Source organism: Pseudoalteromonas sp. SR45-1, assembly GCF_014163655.1.
GTDB lineage: Bacteria > Pseudomonadota > Gammaproteobacteria > Enterobacterales > Alteromonadaceae > Pseudoalteromonas > Pseudoalteromonas distincta.
The window spans coordinates 308,824-326,236 of record NZ_JACJDR010000002.1 but is presented as its reverse complement, the minus strand read 5'-3'; the positions used below and the strand labels follow the sequence as shown (position 1 = coordinate 326,236).

The 17,413-nt window shown below is 39.6% G+C and carries 13 protein-coding genes; 6 read left to right on the top strand and 7 right to left on the bottom strand.

What is annotated here, in order from left to right; all coding sequences use genetic code 11:
• Positions 1-18: 18 nt before the first annotated feature.
• Together H5089_RS03900 and H5089_RS03895 are read left to right on the top strand one after the other, a co-directional pair.
• Positions 19-399 (top strand): DP-EP family protein, encoded by a 381-nt coding sequence (locus H5089_RS03900; RefSeq protein WP_165723569.1) that lies wholly within the window; start codon positions 19-21, stop codon positions 397-399.
• Between the two features lie 194 nt (positions 400-593).
• Entirely contained in the window at positions 594-1,583 is a 990-nt protein-coding gene (locus H5089_RS03895; protein WP_182696568.1) for a sensor domain-containing diguanylate cyclase, read from the top strand.
• Positions 1,584-1,663: 80 nt separating this feature from the next.
• Here the strand turns inward: H5089_RS03895 and H5089_RS03890 are convergent, their stop codons facing one another.
• On the bottom strand, positions 1,664-2,146 hold the full coding sequence (locus tag H5089_RS03890) for a winged helix-turn-helix transcriptional regulator (RefSeq protein WP_024596882.1): 483 nt from the start codon (positions 2,144-2,146) through the stop codon (positions 1,664-1,666).
• 168 nt (positions 2,147-2,314) lie between these two features.
• Between H5089_RS03890 and putA the strand changes: the two genes are divergently transcribed.
• Positions 2,315-6,118, top strand: a complete 3,804-nt coding sequence (gene putA / locus H5089_RS03885; RefSeq protein WP_024596881.1) for a bifunctional proline dehydrogenase/L-glutamate gamma-semialdehyde dehydrogenase PutA — start codon at positions 2,315-2,317, stop codon at positions 6,116-6,118.
• 118 nt (positions 6,119-6,236) lie between these two features.
• A complete protein-coding gene (locus H5089_RS03880; RefSeq protein WP_182711518.1) occupies positions 6,237-7,430 on the top strand; it encodes an HD-GYP domain-containing protein in 1,194 nt (397 codons plus the stop codon).
• A 53-nt stretch (positions 7,431-7,483) separates the two neighbouring features.
• Here the strand turns inward: H5089_RS03880 and H5089_RS03875 are convergent, their stop codons facing one another.
• From H5089_RS03875 to H5089_RS03850, 6 genes are all read right to left on the bottom strand, one after another.
• Positions 7,484-8,551, bottom strand: coding sequence for a general secretion pathway protein GspB (locus tag H5089_RS03875; RefSeq protein WP_182711517.1), 1,068 nt, complete (start codon positions 8,549-8,551; stop codon positions 7,484-7,486).
• Positions 8,552-8,562: 11 nt separating this feature from the next.
• Positions 8,563-9,480: an ExeA family protein gene (locus H5089_RS03870; protein WP_165744853.1), complete on the bottom strand. Its 918-nt coding sequence runs from the start codon at positions 9,478-9,480 to the stop codon at positions 8,563-8,565.
• 166 nt (positions 9,481-9,646) lie between these two features.
• Complete coding sequence (locus H5089_RS03865; RefSeq protein ID WP_182711516.1) at positions 9,647-10,165, bottom strand: DUF1566 domain-containing protein; 519 nt, start codon at positions 10,163-10,165, stop codon at positions 9,647-9,649.
• Between the two features lie 9 nt (positions 10,166-10,174).
• Entirely contained in the window at positions 10,175-11,824 is a 1,650-nt protein-coding gene (locus H5089_RS03860; RefSeq protein ID WP_182711515.1) for a DUF1566 domain-containing protein, read from the bottom strand.
• 69 nt (positions 11,825-11,893) lie between these two features.
• Positions 11,894-12,226 (bottom strand): hypothetical protein, encoded by a 333-nt coding sequence (locus tag H5089_RS03855; protein ID WP_024596875.1) that lies wholly within the window; start codon positions 12,224-12,226, stop codon positions 11,894-11,896.
• Between the two features lie 22 nt (positions 12,227-12,248).
• On the bottom strand, positions 12,249-12,953 hold the full coding sequence (locus H5089_RS03850) for a DUF2982 domain-containing protein (RefSeq protein ID WP_024596874.1): 705 nt from the start codon (positions 12,951-12,953) through the stop codon (positions 12,249-12,251).
• A gap of 246 nt (positions 12,954-13,199) precedes the next feature.
• On the opposite strand from H5089_RS03850, the gene H5089_RS03845 reads away from it, so the two are divergent.
• Together H5089_RS03845 and H5089_RS03840 are read left to right on the top strand one after the other, a co-directional pair.
• Positions 13,200-14,252: an efflux RND transporter periplasmic adaptor subunit gene (locus H5089_RS03845; RefSeq protein WP_002958748.1), complete on the top strand. Its 1,053-nt coding sequence runs from the start codon at positions 13,200-13,202 to the stop codon at positions 14,250-14,252.
• Between the two features lie 3 nt (positions 14,253-14,255).
• Entirely contained in the window at positions 14,256-17,354 is a 3,099-nt protein-coding gene (locus tag H5089_RS03840; protein WP_024603401.1) for an efflux RND transporter permease subunit, read from the top strand.
• Positions 17,355-17,413: the final 59 nt, after the last annotated feature.

Here is a 17,413-nt window from a genome sequence, read left to right as displayed (position 1 = left end):
ACTCATAAAGGAAATGATATGAATAACACCCTAGAAAATGTCGACTTTCAAGTAAATATTGAACTTAACAACGGTGAAGCTATTTTTAGCTATACAAAAAATGGCGAACCCGCTACTGGCGGTGGTGTTGTAAGAACTGAAACCGCTGGCAACTACAATTTAGACGATGCCACAATTCAAAATGGTTTCGTATTTACTGGCGCTACTATCACCAATATCGACACACAAAAACCATGCGCCCAAGACTTCAGCTATAAAGTAAGTGACAACGGCCACACAATTATCATTACCGACACAGATGAAAATAATGGCTCTGTATGCTTAATCTTTAACGTTGAGTGCAATGGCAATAAATATGAAAGCGCTGATCCTCAAGTTAAGAATGAAAAAGAACTCTAATTAGTAATGCTTATTTTTAAATTGCACAGGCATATTAATTGCGGTGTAATTTATTTAAAAACGCCCCTTAAATAAACTTAAATAAACTTAAATAACAACAACTTAAATCAGAAGGTTACCGAAAGGTTTAAAAACGATAAATTGAATAAACTGCTAGACATAAAGTTTCATTAACAATAAAAATGAGCAACACCATGTCTAACAATAATGAAAATAGCAAAGCAAACAACACCGACAGCGCTGTATCTGCATTAATCAGCAGCATTTCTAATACCGTTAACAATGAAAAAATAAGCGCAATTATTAATGTCACTAATGTCATGGCCGATGCTATTTTTATTGTTAATGCAGATGGGGTGTTTGAATCAGTAAATCCCGTAGCAGCACGTTTTTTCAATGTAACGTCTGATTCATTAATAGGTAAAAAATGGCAAGATTGTTTACAAGAACAGTATCGCGATGACTATAAATACATGTTTGAAAGTTGGAAAAACAACTATCAAACACCACTCAATCATGGTCCGAAAGAAGTTAAAATAAGAAAAAACAATGGTAACTGTTTAGATGTTGAGTTATCTATATCATGTTTACCCGAATCGGTAGTCGCAAGTACCCCACTTTTTATTTGTATAATGCATGATATTTCAAAGCACGTTAAAAAATACAAAGTACTGGAAAACGTAGCCAGACTTGATCATCTCACTGGTATTGCTAATCGCTGTACTTTAGAAAAAACCATCATTAAAAATTGGCAAGAGTGCATAGTTAACAAGCAGCCTCTTAGCTTTATACTTATTGATATTGATTACTTTAAATTATTTAACGATAACTTTGGCCATGTAAAAGGTGATAAGTGCCTTCAAAAAGTCGCTCGTACAATTGAAGAGTGCTTACCATCTAAAGACAGTTTAGTAGCACGCTATGGTGGTGAGGAGTTTGCTGTTGTGCTGCCTCGTTCGCACATTTCAAATGCACAAATGATTGCTAAGCGTATTCAAGAAAAAATACTCAACATTAATTTTAGAGATCTCGGTTTACCAGCGAATGTAAAAATAAGTGTAAGTCAGGGTTTAGCGTGTGAATACAATAATCAATACAGAACATCTGAGGCATTAATATGCGCGGCGGATACTGCCTTATACAGAGCGAAGTCGGAAGGTCGTAATAAATTATGTATAAGGTGATGTACTAACTATTTGGTATAGCATTTATCTACTAAAATAAAAAAACCGCAATTGCGGTTTTTTTATGACTTGAGAAAAGCTTAAATATCGATTAACAATCCTTCATCCTTTTTAATCTTTTCGATCACCATATAAGTATGATGAGTACCCACGCCGGGAATATCTACTAAGTCGCCAAGAACTTGTCTATATTCTTCCATATTAGAAACGCGAATTTTTAATAAGTAATCATAACCACCAGCAACCATGTCACATTCGACTACTTGTTCTATCCTTAATATGTGCTCTCTAAATACTTTAAATACAGCTGTATTTGAAGCAACAAGCGATACTTGAACATGCGCTACTAAGCTCTGATTAAGTTTAGCTTCGCTAAGCTTGGCATAGTAGCCTTCAATATACCCTTCTTGCTCTAATCGTTTAACCCGATCTAGGCACGGGCTGGCACTCAAATTAACCTGTTTTGCGAGGTTAACATTAGAAATTCTGCCGTTCTTTTGAAGAACGTCTAGTATGGCTAAATCAATGCGATCTAGCATGCGTAATCTATTTGGAATTGTCATAACAGAATTTTATGCGGATAAGTTAAATTTATACCCTGTAAATTATCGTAAATCGCGAAATTTAACCAGCATATTCTGCTGAATTTTAATTAGAATGCACTCACAATATCACTGGTAATTTATTGGTAATTAATTTTACTTTAATTCTTAACATCCTGAGGGTTGCTTATGTTATTCAACGGCGATTTAACTACTACTTGTCCTATCAGACAAAGAATCCGTGACTTCTACCGCATAGATGAAAATGCAGTTATTGATCATATTTTACCGCTTGCAGAAGTAGGCGTAAAAGCACGAAGTCGTGCCTGGGAAAGAGCCCGCCAGATTGTTTTGAACATTCGTAAAGAGCAAGATGGGCAAGGCGGTGTTGATGCGCTTTTAAATGAATTTTCACTCTCTAGTGAAGAAGGCGTTGTATTAATGTGTTTGGCCGAAGCACTGCTTCGCGTACCAGATAAAGCAACTCAAGATGTACTTATTCGTGACAAGTTAGCCAAAGGTGATTGGAGCTCTCATCTAGGAAGCAGCGATTCTTTATTTGTAAACGCATCTTCTTGGGGATTATTAGTTACCGGTAAAATGGTTAACTACACAGACAAAACTAAAGAACAACAGTTCGGCATGCTTAAAAAGACCATTGGTCGTTTAGGTGAGCCAGTTATTCGTAAGTCTGTAAACTTTGCTATGAAAATTATGGGCAAGCAATTCGTAATGGGTCGTACCATTGACGAAGCAATTGAACGTGCAGCCGAAACAGAGCAAAAAGGTTATGTGTATTCTTACGATATGCTAGGCGAAGGCGCGCGCACAATGAAAGATGCGAAGCGTTACTTTGACAGCTACATGAATGCTATACACTCAATTGGTAAAGCGGCCAATGGTCGTGGTCCAATTAAGAGCCCTGGCATTTCAGTTAAGCTTTCTGCTATTCATCCGCGCTATGAGTTCACTCATAAAGACCGTGTGATGGAAGAAATAGTCCCTAAGTTAAAAGAACTTGCTCTTGCCGCTAAAAAATACGATATCGGCTTTACCGTTGATGCAGAAGAAGCAGACCGTTTAGATATTTCATTAGATGTAATTGAAGCGGTATTCAGTGATGAAGATCTTGGTGATTGGCAAGGGTTTGGCTTAGCGGTTCAAGCCTATCAAAAACGCGCTATTTTTGTAATTGAATGGCTAACTGACCTTGCAACCCGCGTTGGTCGCAAGATGATGGTACGTCTAGTTAAAGGCGCATACTGGGATACTGAAATCAAAACCACACAGCAAGATGGTTTAGATCACTACCCAGTATTTACCCGTAAAGCAACAACAGACGTTTCTTACAAAGCGTGTGCTATTAAAATGCTTGAAGCGCGCGATGTGCTTTATCCGCAATTTGCTACACATAACGCTTACACTGCCGCGACTATTTTAGAAGTAGCCAAAGGCGACAATACAGGTTTTGAATTCCAACGCTTGCATGGTATGGGTGAGTCATTATTCGACCAAATCGTTAACGAAGAAAAAATTCAGTGCCGCGTGTATGCCCCAGTTGGTCAACATGAAGACCTCCTTGCGTACCTTGTTCGTCGTTTGTTAGAAAATGGTGCTAACTCATCATTTGTGAACGCCATTGTAGATACAACAAAACCTGTTGAATCATTACTTCCAGACCCTGTAGAAACATTGCAAGGCTTGCGTAACAAGTACAATACGCAAATCAAAATGCCAATTGATTTATATGGTGAAGAACGTGCTAACTCTAAAGGCATGGATTTAACCGACATTAACGTTATTACCCCTTTCAAAGAGAATCTTGAAACATGGTTTAACGAGCACTTAATTGAGCAAAGCCAAGTACCTGAAGGCTCATTAGCTGTTAAAAACCCAGCAAATCACAAAGAAATCATCGGCCACGTTAAATTGCAAACTGGCGAAGAGATGAAAGTATTACTGGCTAACGCTGAAGCAGCACTTGAATCATGGTCACAAACACCAGTAAGAGAGCGAGCTAACTTACTGCGTCGCGTTGCTGACATATTAGAGCGTCATCACGACGAACTTGTTGCTATCTGTATTAAAGAAGCAGGTAAGGTAGCGCAAGATGGTATTGATGAAGTACGTGAAGCGGTTGATTTTTGTCGTTACTACGCGGCGCGCGCTGAGGAGCTATCGCAAGATGAGCGTTTTGAAGCCCGTGGCGTTATTTTATGTATCAGCCCATGGAACTTCCCGCTTGCAATATTCTTAGGCCAAGTTGCTGCTGCGATTGTTACAGGTAACACTGTAATTGCAAAGCCTGCTGAGCAAACAAGTTTAATCGCCCTTCGTGCTATTGAACTAATGCTGTCTGTTGGTTTACCTGAGCATGTTGTTCAACCGGTTATTGCTCGTGGTTCTGAAGTAGGCAAAACAATTGTTCCTGATGAACGCATTCAAGCGGTTATGTTTACAGGCTCTACTGAAACAGGCACATTAATTTCTCAAACACTTGCTGCACGTAACGATATTCAAGTACCGTTAATTGCAGAAACAGGTGGCCAAAACTGTATGATTGTTGACTCAACGGCGCTTCCTGAGCAAGTAGTTGACGATGTGATCAGTTCTGGTTTTCAAAGTGCTGGGCAACGTTGTTCTGCTCTTCGTGTTTTATTCATTCAAGATGACGTAGCAGATGGCATTATCGAAATGCTTAAAGGTGCGCTAGCTGAGTTACACATTGGCGATCCATCGTTACTATCAACTGATGTTGGTCCTGTAATTGATGAAAAAGCACTTAAAAACTTAAATGAGCACGTTGAGTACTTAAAAGGTAATTCTATACTTCATTACGAGTGTAAAATTCCGGATAACACGCAAAATGGCGCATACTTTTTTGCTCCTCGTTTATACGAAATCAAAGACTTATCAGTACTTAAGCGTGAAGTATTTGGCCCATGTGTTCATATTGTTCGCTTTAAATCGAGCGAACTTGATGATGTGATGGATCAAATTAACAACACAGGTTATGGCTTAACAATGGGTGTACATTCACGTATTGAAGAGCGCTGTGAGTACCTTGCTAAAATGTCACGTGCGGGTAATGTTTACATTAACCGAAACATGATTGGTGCTATTGTTGGTGTGCAACCATTTGGTGGCCGTGGTTTATCAGGTACTGGCCCTAAAGCCGGTGGCCCTAACTACCTTCAACGTTTAGTAAAAGAAAAGGCATCACCAGATAACGTGCAAATGACAAACCTGACGCCAGATGAGCTTGATTTACACCACTACAGCGGTGCAAATGAGCAAGTTAAAAAGCTAATGGCTAACTCAATGCGCGATGAAAAAATCTGGCGTGCAACACCACTAAACGACCGTGTTTCGGCTGTGCGTCAGTTGCTTGCTAAAATCGCGACGGTAGAAATTATCGACGATTTAGCAGACGATTTAGCATTAACATTATCAGAAGCTCGTGCACAGCTTAACCGCCTTGAAAAGCACATGCGTAAATTTACTACCCTGCCAGGGCCAACGGGTGAGTCTAATACACTTCATCTAGAAGCGCGTGGTTGTGTAGTGTGTTATGCAGATAAGAGCACATCATTTAACTTCTGGGCATTGTCTATCATTACCGCTATTGCCGCAGGTAATACGGTAATTACTGTAGCGTCTGAGCTGTTTTACGATGAAGCTGTTGCCTTTAAAGATAAATTTATCTCTACAGGTGTTGCTGAAGGTGTTTTCCAAGTAGCTAAACCTAATCAGTTACAAGCTATCTTAGCTCACCCTCATTTAGCTGGTGCGGTAGTTGCCGCTCGCTCGTCTCGTTTAGGCTACTTCAGCCAACAGCTTGCACAGCGTAAAGGCGCAATTTTACCGGTAATTAGCTCTGAGTATTACGATACATTAATCAAGCGCTTAATTACTGAAAAAACAATTAGTATTGATACAACAGCATCAGGCGGTAATACCTCGCTAATGACGCTTGTTGAAGATGATGAATAATTAAGCTAATGCTTTTTTACTAAAAAATAAAATAAGGCACTGTAAAGTGCCTTTTTTATTTGGTCGTTACGTATAAGTTTGTTAGTTTAAAAGTAGATTAACAACTGAAGCCGTAAAATTGAAAACCATTCCTATTACTAAGTTAGTCCCAGGTATGTTTGTGCAAAGCGTTACCAAACAAACTGGCAGCATTAAAATTAAAAACCAAGGCTGGGTTAAAACTCAAGCTGGTATTAATAACCTGATAAAAGCAGGTATTTTAGAAGTAGAAATCGACCCAGATAAAACCCTCATTGATTCAGTCCCTGAAAAAGATACTATCGCTACACCTACAACAAAAATAAAGCGTAATCCTTGGCAAAAAATAAACAGCGCTGAGCAAGAAATGGGAAAAGCAAAAAAGCTTTATGACGAAGCAAAAACACTGCAAATAAAAGCATTTAAAGATATAAAAGCTGGCCGTGATATAGATATAGGGCCGTTTAGAGAACTGGCAAGTGGCTTTATGGATTCTGTTTTTAGAAATCAAGATGCCCTAGCCTGCCTTACCCAAATGCGCCAAAAAGATGCCTACCTACTTGAGCACTCAATTAATGTATCAATATTAATGGGTATTTTTGCAAAACACTTAAATATAGAGAAAGACACTATTGTTGAGCTGACTACCGGCGCACTATTACACGACATTGGTAAAATAAAAATCCCTGATGAAGTGCTAAACAAACCTGGCCGCTTTACAGACGACGAATTTAAAATAATGAAAATGCATTCGCTTTTCAGTAAAGAGATATTAGAAGACTCTGGCTTAACAGGAATCGCTGTAGATATTGCAGGTATGCACCACGAAAGACTCGATGGTAAAGGCTACCCGTTTGGTAAAAAAGGTGACGAGATAAGTCAGTATGTGCGTATGGCGTCAATTGTAGATGTTTATGATGCACTTACCGCAGAACGTGTTTATAAAGCAGGCATGGAGCCAATAAAGGCGTTTAAAATATTAAAAGACGGGTGCCCTGATAGCTTTGATCCTGTGCTGCTTAATAAATTTATTCAATGTATTGGCATCCATCCGGTAGGAACGCTTGTAAGGTTATCGAGTCAAAGAGTGGGTTTGGTCACCGAGAGTAATCCGGGGGCACCACTAAAACCTGTCGTTAAAACATTTTACAGCGCTAAGCATAGCCGCTACACCGAAGTAAAAGATATTGATTTATCTAATAAAAAAACTGTAGACACTCTTGAGTCAGCGATTAAACCTAAAGAATATAACATTGATTTAGAACGCTTTTATAAAAATTCAATATTATCCTAAGCACTATTGAGAGCTCAATATTCTACCGAGCTCTCAACATGATAACTAAGCGCTTACTGCGGCCAGTCTTGCAAAGCTTTTAAGCTAAACTCATAACCATCAAAATCTAGCACACTTTGCTCAGGTGTAATTTCTGTGACTGTTAGAGCTCCTATGCTTTCTCCTTCGTGTAATTCTCGGCCATTTAGCTTGATCCAACGTTTATCAGCACTCGATGAATATATATGCGCTTGATATTTAATACTAGGTAACATTGATTGCAAACCATCAGGTAATAACTCAACAGGCTCAACACGTGATGACGTTTTTGACGCTTGAGTAACTTCATAATCTTGGTTTTTTTCGACATCTTGTATAGCTTGCGCAAATGCATTTTTAAGAGTTTTAGGCACAGCATCAAGCTCAGGGTCACTCGTCTGTTGAGATTGGGTGCTGCCATTAATTGGCTTACCCAATACTTTATATTTACTCATATCAAGTTGAGCCGATGCGGTATTTTGATTTTGCCCAAATACCGCAGTGTTTTGTGCATTATTTGGATTGTAATTACTTTGTGGGTTAAACGCTGGCTGATTATAATTTTGAACAGGCATTACTTGTTGCATGTTTTGCTGATTATAACCTGCTGCGCTCGTGACCTGGCTCGACGGCATAGGAATATACTGACCATTTGGGGTTAATAACATTTGCTGTACACCATTGGGGGTTTGCACATGCACAAGTTGCCCTTCAATCGTTGCAGTATTTGTTGGAGCTACTTTAGCAGGCTCCAACTTAGCTACTTTAGCAGACTCCAACTTAGCTACTTGCTGTTTTTCGGCTTCAGTTTCAGCACCTTCCTCTTTAACTTCTTTGTTAGGCGATGATTTTTCGCTTTTCACCACCTTAATTACAGCGGGTTCCGCTGCGTTTAATAAAGTCGTACTTTGAAACCACTTTCCGGCGGTAAAGCCACCCGCTACCGCAATAAAAGCAGCTAAGCTTGTACCAAATACTAATGCTAATCGTCTATAACGCTTAAGTGCTTGCTGTTGCTTTAACTGCTCAGATTGTAAGTCGTACTGTTCAGCACTCATATCTGATTGCTGCGACTGCTTTAGCGCATCTAATAAATAAGACATAACTTACCTAACTATAAAATAAATGAAAGCCCAATGCCTACGGCAAATAAAGCAGCGAATGCAAGGCTATAGGGTACAAATGACGTTGCTTTGTTAGCTTCGTTAACCGGTGCTACAAAATCCATGGGTAATGACTCATGGGCTGATTTTTTTATTATATCGCTATCAACTATCAACTGCTGCTTTGCAAAAGTCCCAACTAAAGCACGCTCACATACCAAGTTCATTAATCGTGGCACACCGCCAGTTAATTGATGAACAGCTTGCATGGCATCCATCGAAAAGATTCCTTTATCACACCCTGCAATATGTAACCGATGCTTTATGTAAGCGACTGTTTGGCCTTGCGTAAGTGGTAATAAATGGTAACGAGCCGTTATCCTTTGGGCAAGTTGCCTTAATTCGTTGCGCTTCAAAAGGTCTTGCAGCTCAGGTTGACCAACCAATACTATTTGTAATAATTTTTTATGATCGGTTTCTATATTTGTCAGCAAACGTAATTGCTCAAGCACGTTAGGGGCAAGTAATTGTGCTTCGTCAATAATAAGTATAGTGTGCCCGCCCGATTTATTATTAGTCTCTAAATGCTTTTTTATAATATCGGTAAGACTTTTAAGCGTCGCATTATGAACATCGTAACTAATATTGAGCTCATCACAAATACTGGCTAATAACTCCAGCTCTGAAAGCGCTGGATTATGGATCATCGCTACTTGAGTGTTTTCAGGAAGCTGCTCTAACATACTGCGGGTAATTGTAGTTTTACCTGTACCTACTTCACCTGTTAATAATACAAAACCACCGTCTTCACCTAATCCATAGGTAAGGTGTGCTAAGGCTTCTTTATGTCGTTCACTTAAAAATAAGTAATGAGGGTTGGGCGAAATCGAAAAAGGTTTTTCGTTCAGGCCAAAATAGCTTAAATACACCGTGATGTTCCTTCGTAATTAAATCACGGCCTATAATGGCAAAAAAATGCGCTGAGTGACAACGTTGTAAGCGCTTTATTATTGAAATAACGTAAATTTATGTAAAACAAAAAAAGTGCAGCTGTTTTAAGGCTGCACTTTTGTCTGTCTAATCTTAGTATGCATTTTACTCTTCGTAGCGCACTAACCGTAAATACACATTACTGGTTTTAGCATGTAAGCTATTCAACCCGCTATCAAATTGATAAACCCACGCTGAGCTCATCGTGCTTATACCCGATGTATTTGACCAATAGTTTTGAAGCTTAGTGCCCAAAAATACGTCTTCATTAATACTCGGCTCTGTGCAACTGTGCTCTAAAATACTCGCCAATTCTTTAATGTTAGGCATTTGCCAATCATCGTAATCTGCGGTTGTATCATTTTTAGCACCGCGTAGTGCCTCTTGCCAAGTAAGAGAAGGTGTTGAGCCTTCACAAAGTTGTGTCTCTGTATTATAAGTTTGCCCATAACTACAGCGTTGCCACATAAGGCCTGTTTCACTATCAGACACTGTGCCATCTACATTTATGGTAAATCTATCTGTCGGTGTTGTGGTATCTGCACCGTCGTAGCACGTTTGCGCCGCTGCAATATTAAAGCTCAAGCTTATAGTTGCCAGTGCATAGAGTAATTTTAATTTCATTATTTTCTCCTAACGACTTCTAACTAAACGTACATAAGCAGTATTTTCTTTTGGATAAGCAAGGTCGTTACCATCACTCATATCAATGATATACGCTTGAGATAAACTGGTACCATCAGCTGCTGTTTGTGAGGTCCAGTAACGTAAATGGCTTAATGCACTTTCACTTGGCATATTAGGAAAAAATGCCTCATCAATTAATATGCTTTGCCCTTGTTTACCGTAATCAATTAAGCCCAAAAGCTCTGTATAAGTAGGTAATCGCCAGTTAGTACCACCACAAAAATCTAAATCATTAACTTCGTTTATATAACTTTGTACTCCACAACTTGTATTGTCCGGACACGTTGAATTGGCTGTACTGGTATCGGTAAAAGTCGTATTCCCTACATCCCAAAAGTAATGATTTTGACCATCACGTAGCGAAGTATTTGGTACCGTGCCAGATGCCACACTTTTCACCTCCCATACAAGCCCAGTAACATTATCGCGTATACAGGTAAAGTCACTACTATCATCACCAACTTCATCAGCAAACTGATTAAGTTTAGTGTAATCAAACGCTAAATTACCTTTGCCAACTTTATCTAAGCGGTTTGCATAGCTATCGCGTCCAAGCTCTGCATCTTGCGCTGGAAAGTCATCACTCTCACAATTAATACGTTGAGTATTGTTATAACACTCACCAACACCACTATCGTTGATGAATCCAAGTGCTTTGGGTGATACATCAACAAATAAGGAGTCTGTATCTGTGCGTCCTTTTGAGTCGGTTACCGTGACTTCAAAGCTCAATGTAGACTCAGTATCAACATCTGAGGCAAAAAATGTCGTTGTACATTGGTCGCTATTGCTTAATGTTTCGCTATTACCGGTAAGTTGTTGCCATTCACACTTATAGGTATCGGTAACTGTTTCGCTATTTGTAGCATCAAGCGTTACTTGCTCAAACTCTTCGACATTTTGATCAGCGCCTGCATTTGCATCCACTAACTCATTTGTTTTGTTGAGTGTCATTGAATATTGAGTGCTCGCCTCGCCACCTTCATCATCAGTGACAGTTAGCTGCCAAGATAAATTCACGTTACTTTCAAGTAATGGATGAGAAAAACTAAGAGTTGATTCATTAAAACTCTCAATATCTAAATCAGGACCCGATAGCAATTGCCACAAATAACTATCAATTTGGCCATTATCATCAGGATCGCTCGACTCTAGGGCACTCAAAGTCACTGTATCTTTGTATACAGAGGGAAGTGTTTCAGGAGATGTTTGTGTAACAACAGCAAGAGGTAGTTGGTTATTAGAGCTCACTGAAATAGAAATGTCGTCACTAACAGCGCTACTACCTGTACTTTGATAGCTCACTCTTAATATTATTTCACTATCAGTTTTTACGTCAGGTGCAGTAAGTGTTTGCTCAGCGCCTTCAAGGGGGAAACCTTCTATGCTTGGGCCACTAACTTGTTGCCATGAAAACGTACCATCAGCGGGGGAACCTTGTGCTGTGATGGTAAATTCAGATTTTTCGATAATTTGTAAATCGGCTCCAGCATTAACAGACGTTTCAACAACTGTATTATCGCTATCACCGCCACCGCCTCCACACGCACTCAGTAAACTACAAGAAATGAGGGGGATTAAAGCAAACGCTTTCATACGCAGCACCTTATTATGTCAAATAATTACTATAGTGTAATCACTAGCAATAAAGATGCCATTAAAGTACTACATATATGTGTCTTGATGAATACGTACAAACAACTTCGTACCGATTTTACTGTAATCTATTTTGTATTCACGCCCGTCTAGAGCTTGAATAAACAGCAACTGCTTTTCTTCGCCAAATACATCAGCGCTACTTACATAAACCATTTCTAAATAACGCTCTTTTGCATCACGGCGGTTTTTAGGTAATTCTTCTTTAAATGGCTCCAGACCATGTTGCGTTACTTTAATTCGAGGATGAATTTCAGAGTTTACAATCACTAAATCATGCTTTTTATCTTTATGTATTATGGTGTTTCGACCACTTTTTAAAAAGGCTCTCTCTTGACTCATTTTTCTTTCCTACAGTCGTAGCTTAATTACTAAGCTGCGACGCTATAAACTGACTAGGCTCGCGCTTCCACTTATTTAAGTTAGCACTAAATGCCCAAATATCTCTATCTAAAACGCTGGCAGGCAATAATAAATCGTAACCTGTTAGCTGCTGAAGGTGCTTAGTTCTATTAGCAAACATGGCTATAAGCCCAGTATAGCTTATCCCTTTATGGGATGTGTAATGTGTATCTTCTATTAACCATTCTGATGGGCAATTGCCATTTTTGCAATGTTTTTGAACGACTTGCATAAATAAATTACGCTGCTCTATTAATAATTTCCCTGCAATTCTAGGCGCTATGCTTGATAAAAAGTCGTCTATATCATTTACCTTAACGCCAACCGCATTTAATTCTAAATAGTCAAAGCCATCTTCTACTTTGGGTATTCCACTGTGATGAAAGTTACTATGAGGCATACACCAAGCTCCGTACTTGTGGCAATAAACGAGCTCAGATTCGCTTAATATAAGGCTATGGTATGGTTCTTGAGATTTTAAAAATCCAATAAAAATAGCCACAAGGCACAAGCTCACTAAAAATATTTCAAGTATGCTAATCTCACCCGGCCTCAGTAAATTAAATAACATAATAAAGACTAAGCCTATAGCACCTACAACAATCGCCTCAATTGCGTTTCGCGCGCCCTGTGCCCGAAACTTAATGACATTGTCAGATTTATCCATATTGGTAAAACACCATATAAAAAACAAACATAATAATGCCCCAAATTATGACCTTTCTTGTTGTTATACATAAGTTACAGCTAGTTTTAAATTTCATACATTACCGCTTTTTCCTCAACAAAATAGGAACAATGAATAAATCTTATTTACTTTTACGCTTAACGCACAAATTTATGAGATACATAACCGTCTTTTCACGGTCTTATTTCGTACAATACTTACAATTCATTTTCAGGTATGAAATCAATGTACTCAAGACAATCAGGTAAAGCACTTTTTCCATTTATTATTACGTTACTTCTAATATTTAGCGTTTATTTATATTTACCCGCTAGCCACGGCGAACAAGCCGATTCATCACAAATGTCTACCCAAGTAACGGCTCATACTGTTACCTCTGAGGAAAACGCAGTGATGATAGAGGCCATCGGTAGTGCACGTGCAAACCAAGCTATTTATATAAAAAGTGCGCAAAACGATTATGTCACAGATATATATTTTAAAGATGGCGACTTAGTCAGTAAAGGACAAAAATTAGTACAGTTACAAAGCCAACAAGAGCAACTTGCAGTTAAAGAACTCGGTATTAACTTACGTGAGGAAAAACGCCAGTTAGATCGCCTTACCGAACTTTCACGCTCGCAATCAACGGCAAAGTCATTACTTGAAGAACAATTATCTCGTGTTGATGCCACTGAAGCTCAACTAGAAAGCGCTAAAACAAAGTTAAATGAAATGACTATTACCGCGCCATTTTCAGGCCTGTTAGGTAAGCGTGAAATATCAGTTGGCGCCTACGTAAGCAACACAACAATAATCACCACACTTGATGATATTAGTATTATTAAAGTTGACTTCAAAGTACCTGAAAAATATTTAGCACAATTAAACATAGGTATGAAAGTACTTACCCAAAACGATGCCTACCCAGGGCAGACATTTAACGGCAAGGTAACGCATATTAGCTCGCGTATTGATTCGGTAACACGCAGTGTTGAAGTAACTGCAAGTTTTGCTAATAAATCAGGATTACTTCGCCCTGGTATGTTACTAAATACAGCACTTGAGCTAAGCAGTAACCAAGCTTTAATGGTGCCAGAAAAAGCGGTTATCCCTTTACAAGACAAACACTTTGTTTTTCAAATTCAAGACGGAGTAGCCAATAAGGTTGAAGTGCATGTTGCTGGCAGAAATAATGGCTGGGTTGCTATCGATGAAGGTTTAAATGATGGCGAGCAAATTGTTACTGAAGGGCTAATAAAAATTCGCTCTGGTAGTAAAGTAAGCGTAAAGGGGTAATACGTGAAAATTACTGATACTAGCGTTAAACGCCCCGTTTTTGCCATAGTAATTAATTTACTGCTTCTTACTTTTGGTCTGGTTGCATTTACTATGCTGCCACTTCGTGAGTACCCTGATATTGAAACACCAATAGTAAATATCAGCACTGAATACACAGGTGCTTCTGCCGAAATTATAGAAACAAAAATAACGCAAATAATAGAAAATCGAATTTCCGGTATTGAAGGCATTAAAAGTATAAACTCATCTAGTCGTAATGGGCGTTCAAACATTACCATTGAGTTTGATATTAACCGCGATATAGATGCCGCATCTAACGATGTACGCGAACGTGTAGCACGTGCACTTGATAGTTTACCCGATCAGGTACGCCCACCAGAAGTGTCTAAGTCAAATAGTGATGAAAGCCCAATCGCATGGTTTGTATTAAACAGCGAAACAATGGACTCGTTACAGCTCTCTGATTACGCACAGCGTTTTATTGTTGACCGTTTAGCCGTTGTAGATGGTGTATCTAACGTGCGTATTGGTGGTGAGCGCCAATACGCCATGAAAATTTGGCTAAACCGCCAAGCAATGGCTGCACGTGGCATTACCTCGAGCGATATTGAAAATACACTGCGTACAGAAAACGTTGAATTACCTGCCGGCGAAATAGAATCAATAGATCGCGACTTTACCGTGCGTACCGCACGTAGTTATAAAGATCAGCGCGATTTTAAAAACCTTGTTATTAAACGTGGTGAAGAAGGTTATTTAGTGCGTTTAGGTGAAGTTGCCGACGTAAAATTAGAAGCTGCCGATGACGAAAGCTTATTTCGTGGTAACGGGCGCAACATGATTGGCCTAGGAATTGTAAAACAAGCTAAAGCAAACACGCTTACCGTAGTAGATAACGCACGCAGTGAACTTGAAAAAATCAAACGTAACCTACCTGAAGGCACCACAATTCAAGACAGCTACGATTCGTCTGTATTTATTAAAGAATCAATTAGTGAAGTTTACAGCACACTTGCCATCTCTATGGGTTTAGTCGTACTCGTTATATTTTTGTTTTTAGGCAATATACGAGCAACGCTTATTCCTGCGGTTACCGTACCGGTCGCACTTGTTGGTAGCTTTATGTTTTTATTAGCAATGGGCTACTCAATCAACTTACTAACTTTACTTGCCTTAGTACTGGCTATTGGTTTAGTAGTAGATGATGCCATTGTAATGCTTGAAAACATTCACCGTCGTATTGAACTGGGTGAGCCGCCATTACTAGCTGCATATAGAGGTGCGCGTGAAGTTGGTTTTGCCATTGTCGCAACCACGCTTGTACTAATATCGGTGTTTGTGCCATTGGTGTTTATGGATGGCCGTATAGGGGCATTATTTACTGAGTTTGCAATGGCGGTAAGTGCTGCCGTATTTTTCTCAAGTGTTACAGCGCTGACTCTCGCACCAGCCTTGTGTTCTAAAGTACTTAAAGTATCAGACAAACCAAATAAATTTAGCCAATGGATGGACCGCCAGTTTACTAAAATTGAAGTAAGTTACCGTAATTCACTCTCCACCAACATAACCCGTAAATGGGGTTTAATGGTGAGCCTATTATTAGCGGGCTTTGTTAGTTACTCGTTGTTTTTACAAGTCCCCTCTGAGCTAACGCCAAAAGAAGACCGTGGCACGTTCTTTATTATGATGAGCGGCCCTGAGGGCGCAAGTTATGAAAATAATGCCGCTAATATGGCTAAAATTGAAGAACGCTTAATGCCTTACTCGCAAGCAGGTGAGCTAAGTCGCGTACTTGTTCGAGTACCTGGCTGGGGTGGCAGCGGCGGTGTTGCTATTGTTGGTATGGCCGATTGGGATAAACGCAAACGCTCAACATGGGAAGTAATGGACGAAATAAGCGGTAAAATGCAAGAAGTTACCGATGTTCGTGCATTTGCCATTATGCGCCGTGGTATTGGCGGTGGTGGTTCATCTCGCCCTATTGAGTTTGTATTGCAAGGTAATGATTATGCACAACTTGCCGATTGGCGTGACCGTATAATTAAGCGTGCCGAACAAAACCCAGGTTTAGTAAGAATCGATCATGATTATAAAGAAACCTTTCCGCAATTTTTAGTCAGCATAGATAAAAACAAGGCCGCTGATTTAGGCGTTTCAGTATCTGATGTAGGCCGTACACTTGAAACAATGCTTGGCCAGCGCCGTGTTACAACCTTTATTGACCGCGGTGAAGAATACGATGTAATTTTAAAAGGGACGAAAGAAGACTTTACTAACCCTACTGACATTTCAAATATATACCTTAAATCACGAAGCGGTGAACTAGTCCCACTTGATAGCCTTATCAGCTTAAAAGAAGAAGCAACCGCATCGCGCTTAAACCGATACAACCGTATGCGCGCAATTACATTAAGCGCCAACTTAGCCGACGGTTATACGCTTGAGCAAGCGCTTAACTTTTTAAACGAAGTAGCCGCGCAAGAAAACGATATAGATGGCGCCGTAGATTACAAAGGCGAGTCGCAGCTTTATTACGAAGGCGCATCAGCGATGACCTACGTATTTATACTTGCACTCACTGTTACCTTTTTAGTACTGGCAGCACAGTTTGAAAGCTTTATGCATCCGTTCGTCATCATGCTTACCGTACCACTTGGTTTAATGGGCGCTATGTTCGGACTTTGGGCTACAGGACTTACCTTAAATATTTACAGCCAAATAGGTATTGTCATGCTCATAGGGCTAAGTGCTAAAAACGGTATTTTGATTGTAGAATTTACTAACCAACTACGCGATAAAGGCGTTGAATTTAGTGAAGCTATTTTGCAAGCAGCAACTCAGCGTTTGCGCCCTATTATTATGACCTCGCTGACTACGGTTATGAGTTCGGTACCTTTAGTACTTGCTTCAGGTCCGGGCGCTGAAAGCCGTATGGTGATAGGTGTAGTCGTGTTTACTGGGGTTATTGTATCGACCCTACTAACTCTTTTTGTTGTACCTGCTGCATATTATGCACTTGCACGTAACACTCAATCACCTGAGTTTTTACAGCAAAAATTAGACAAACAAGCCGCTGAAAAACCTTTCGAAGAGATCTAGCCTCTTAATTGCGCCGTAACCTTGTTGTTGCGGCGCATACAATTTATGCTCGCCTTTAA

What these genes read in the sequence shown, in the direction of transcription:
- H5089_RS03900 (WP_165723569.1), top strand. Translation starts at nt 19, where the DNA reads ATGAATAACACCCTAGAAAATGTCGACTTTCAAGTAAATATTGAACTT.
- H5089_RS03895 (WP_182696568.1), top strand. Translation starts at nt 594, where the DNA reads ATGTCTAACAATAATGAAAATAGCAAAGCAAACAACACCGACAGCGCT.
- H5089_RS03890 (WP_024596882.1), bottom strand. Translation starts at nt 2,146, where the DNA reads ATGACAATTCCAAATAGATTACGCATGCTAGATCGCATTGATTTAGCC.
- putA (WP_024596881.1), top strand. Translation starts at nt 2,315, where the DNA reads ATGTTATTCAACGGCGATTTAACTACTACTTGTCCTATCAGACAAAGA.
- H5089_RS03875 (WP_182711517.1), bottom strand. Translation starts at nt 8,551, where the DNA reads ATGTCTTATTTATTAGATGCGCTAAAGCAGTCGCAGCAATCAGATATG.
- H5089_RS03865 (WP_182711516.1), bottom strand. Translation starts at nt 10,165, where the DNA reads ATGAAATTAAAATTACTCTATGCACTGGCAACTATAAGCTTGAGCTTT.
- H5089_RS03860 (WP_182711515.1), bottom strand. Translation starts at nt 11,824, where the DNA reads ATGAAAGCGTTTGCTTTAATCCCCCTCATTTCTTGTAGTTTACTGAGT.
- H5089_RS03855 (WP_024596875.1), bottom strand. Translation starts at nt 12,226, where the DNA reads ATGAGTCAAGAGAGAGCCTTTTTAAAAAGTGGTCGAAACACCATAATA.
- H5089_RS03850 (WP_024596874.1), bottom strand. Translation starts at nt 12,953, where the DNA reads ATGGATAAATCTGACAATGTCATTAAGTTTCGGGCACAGGGCGCGCGA.
- H5089_RS03845 (WP_002958748.1), top strand. Translation starts at nt 13,200, where the DNA reads ATGTACTCAAGACAATCAGGTAAAGCACTTTTTCCATTTATTATTACG.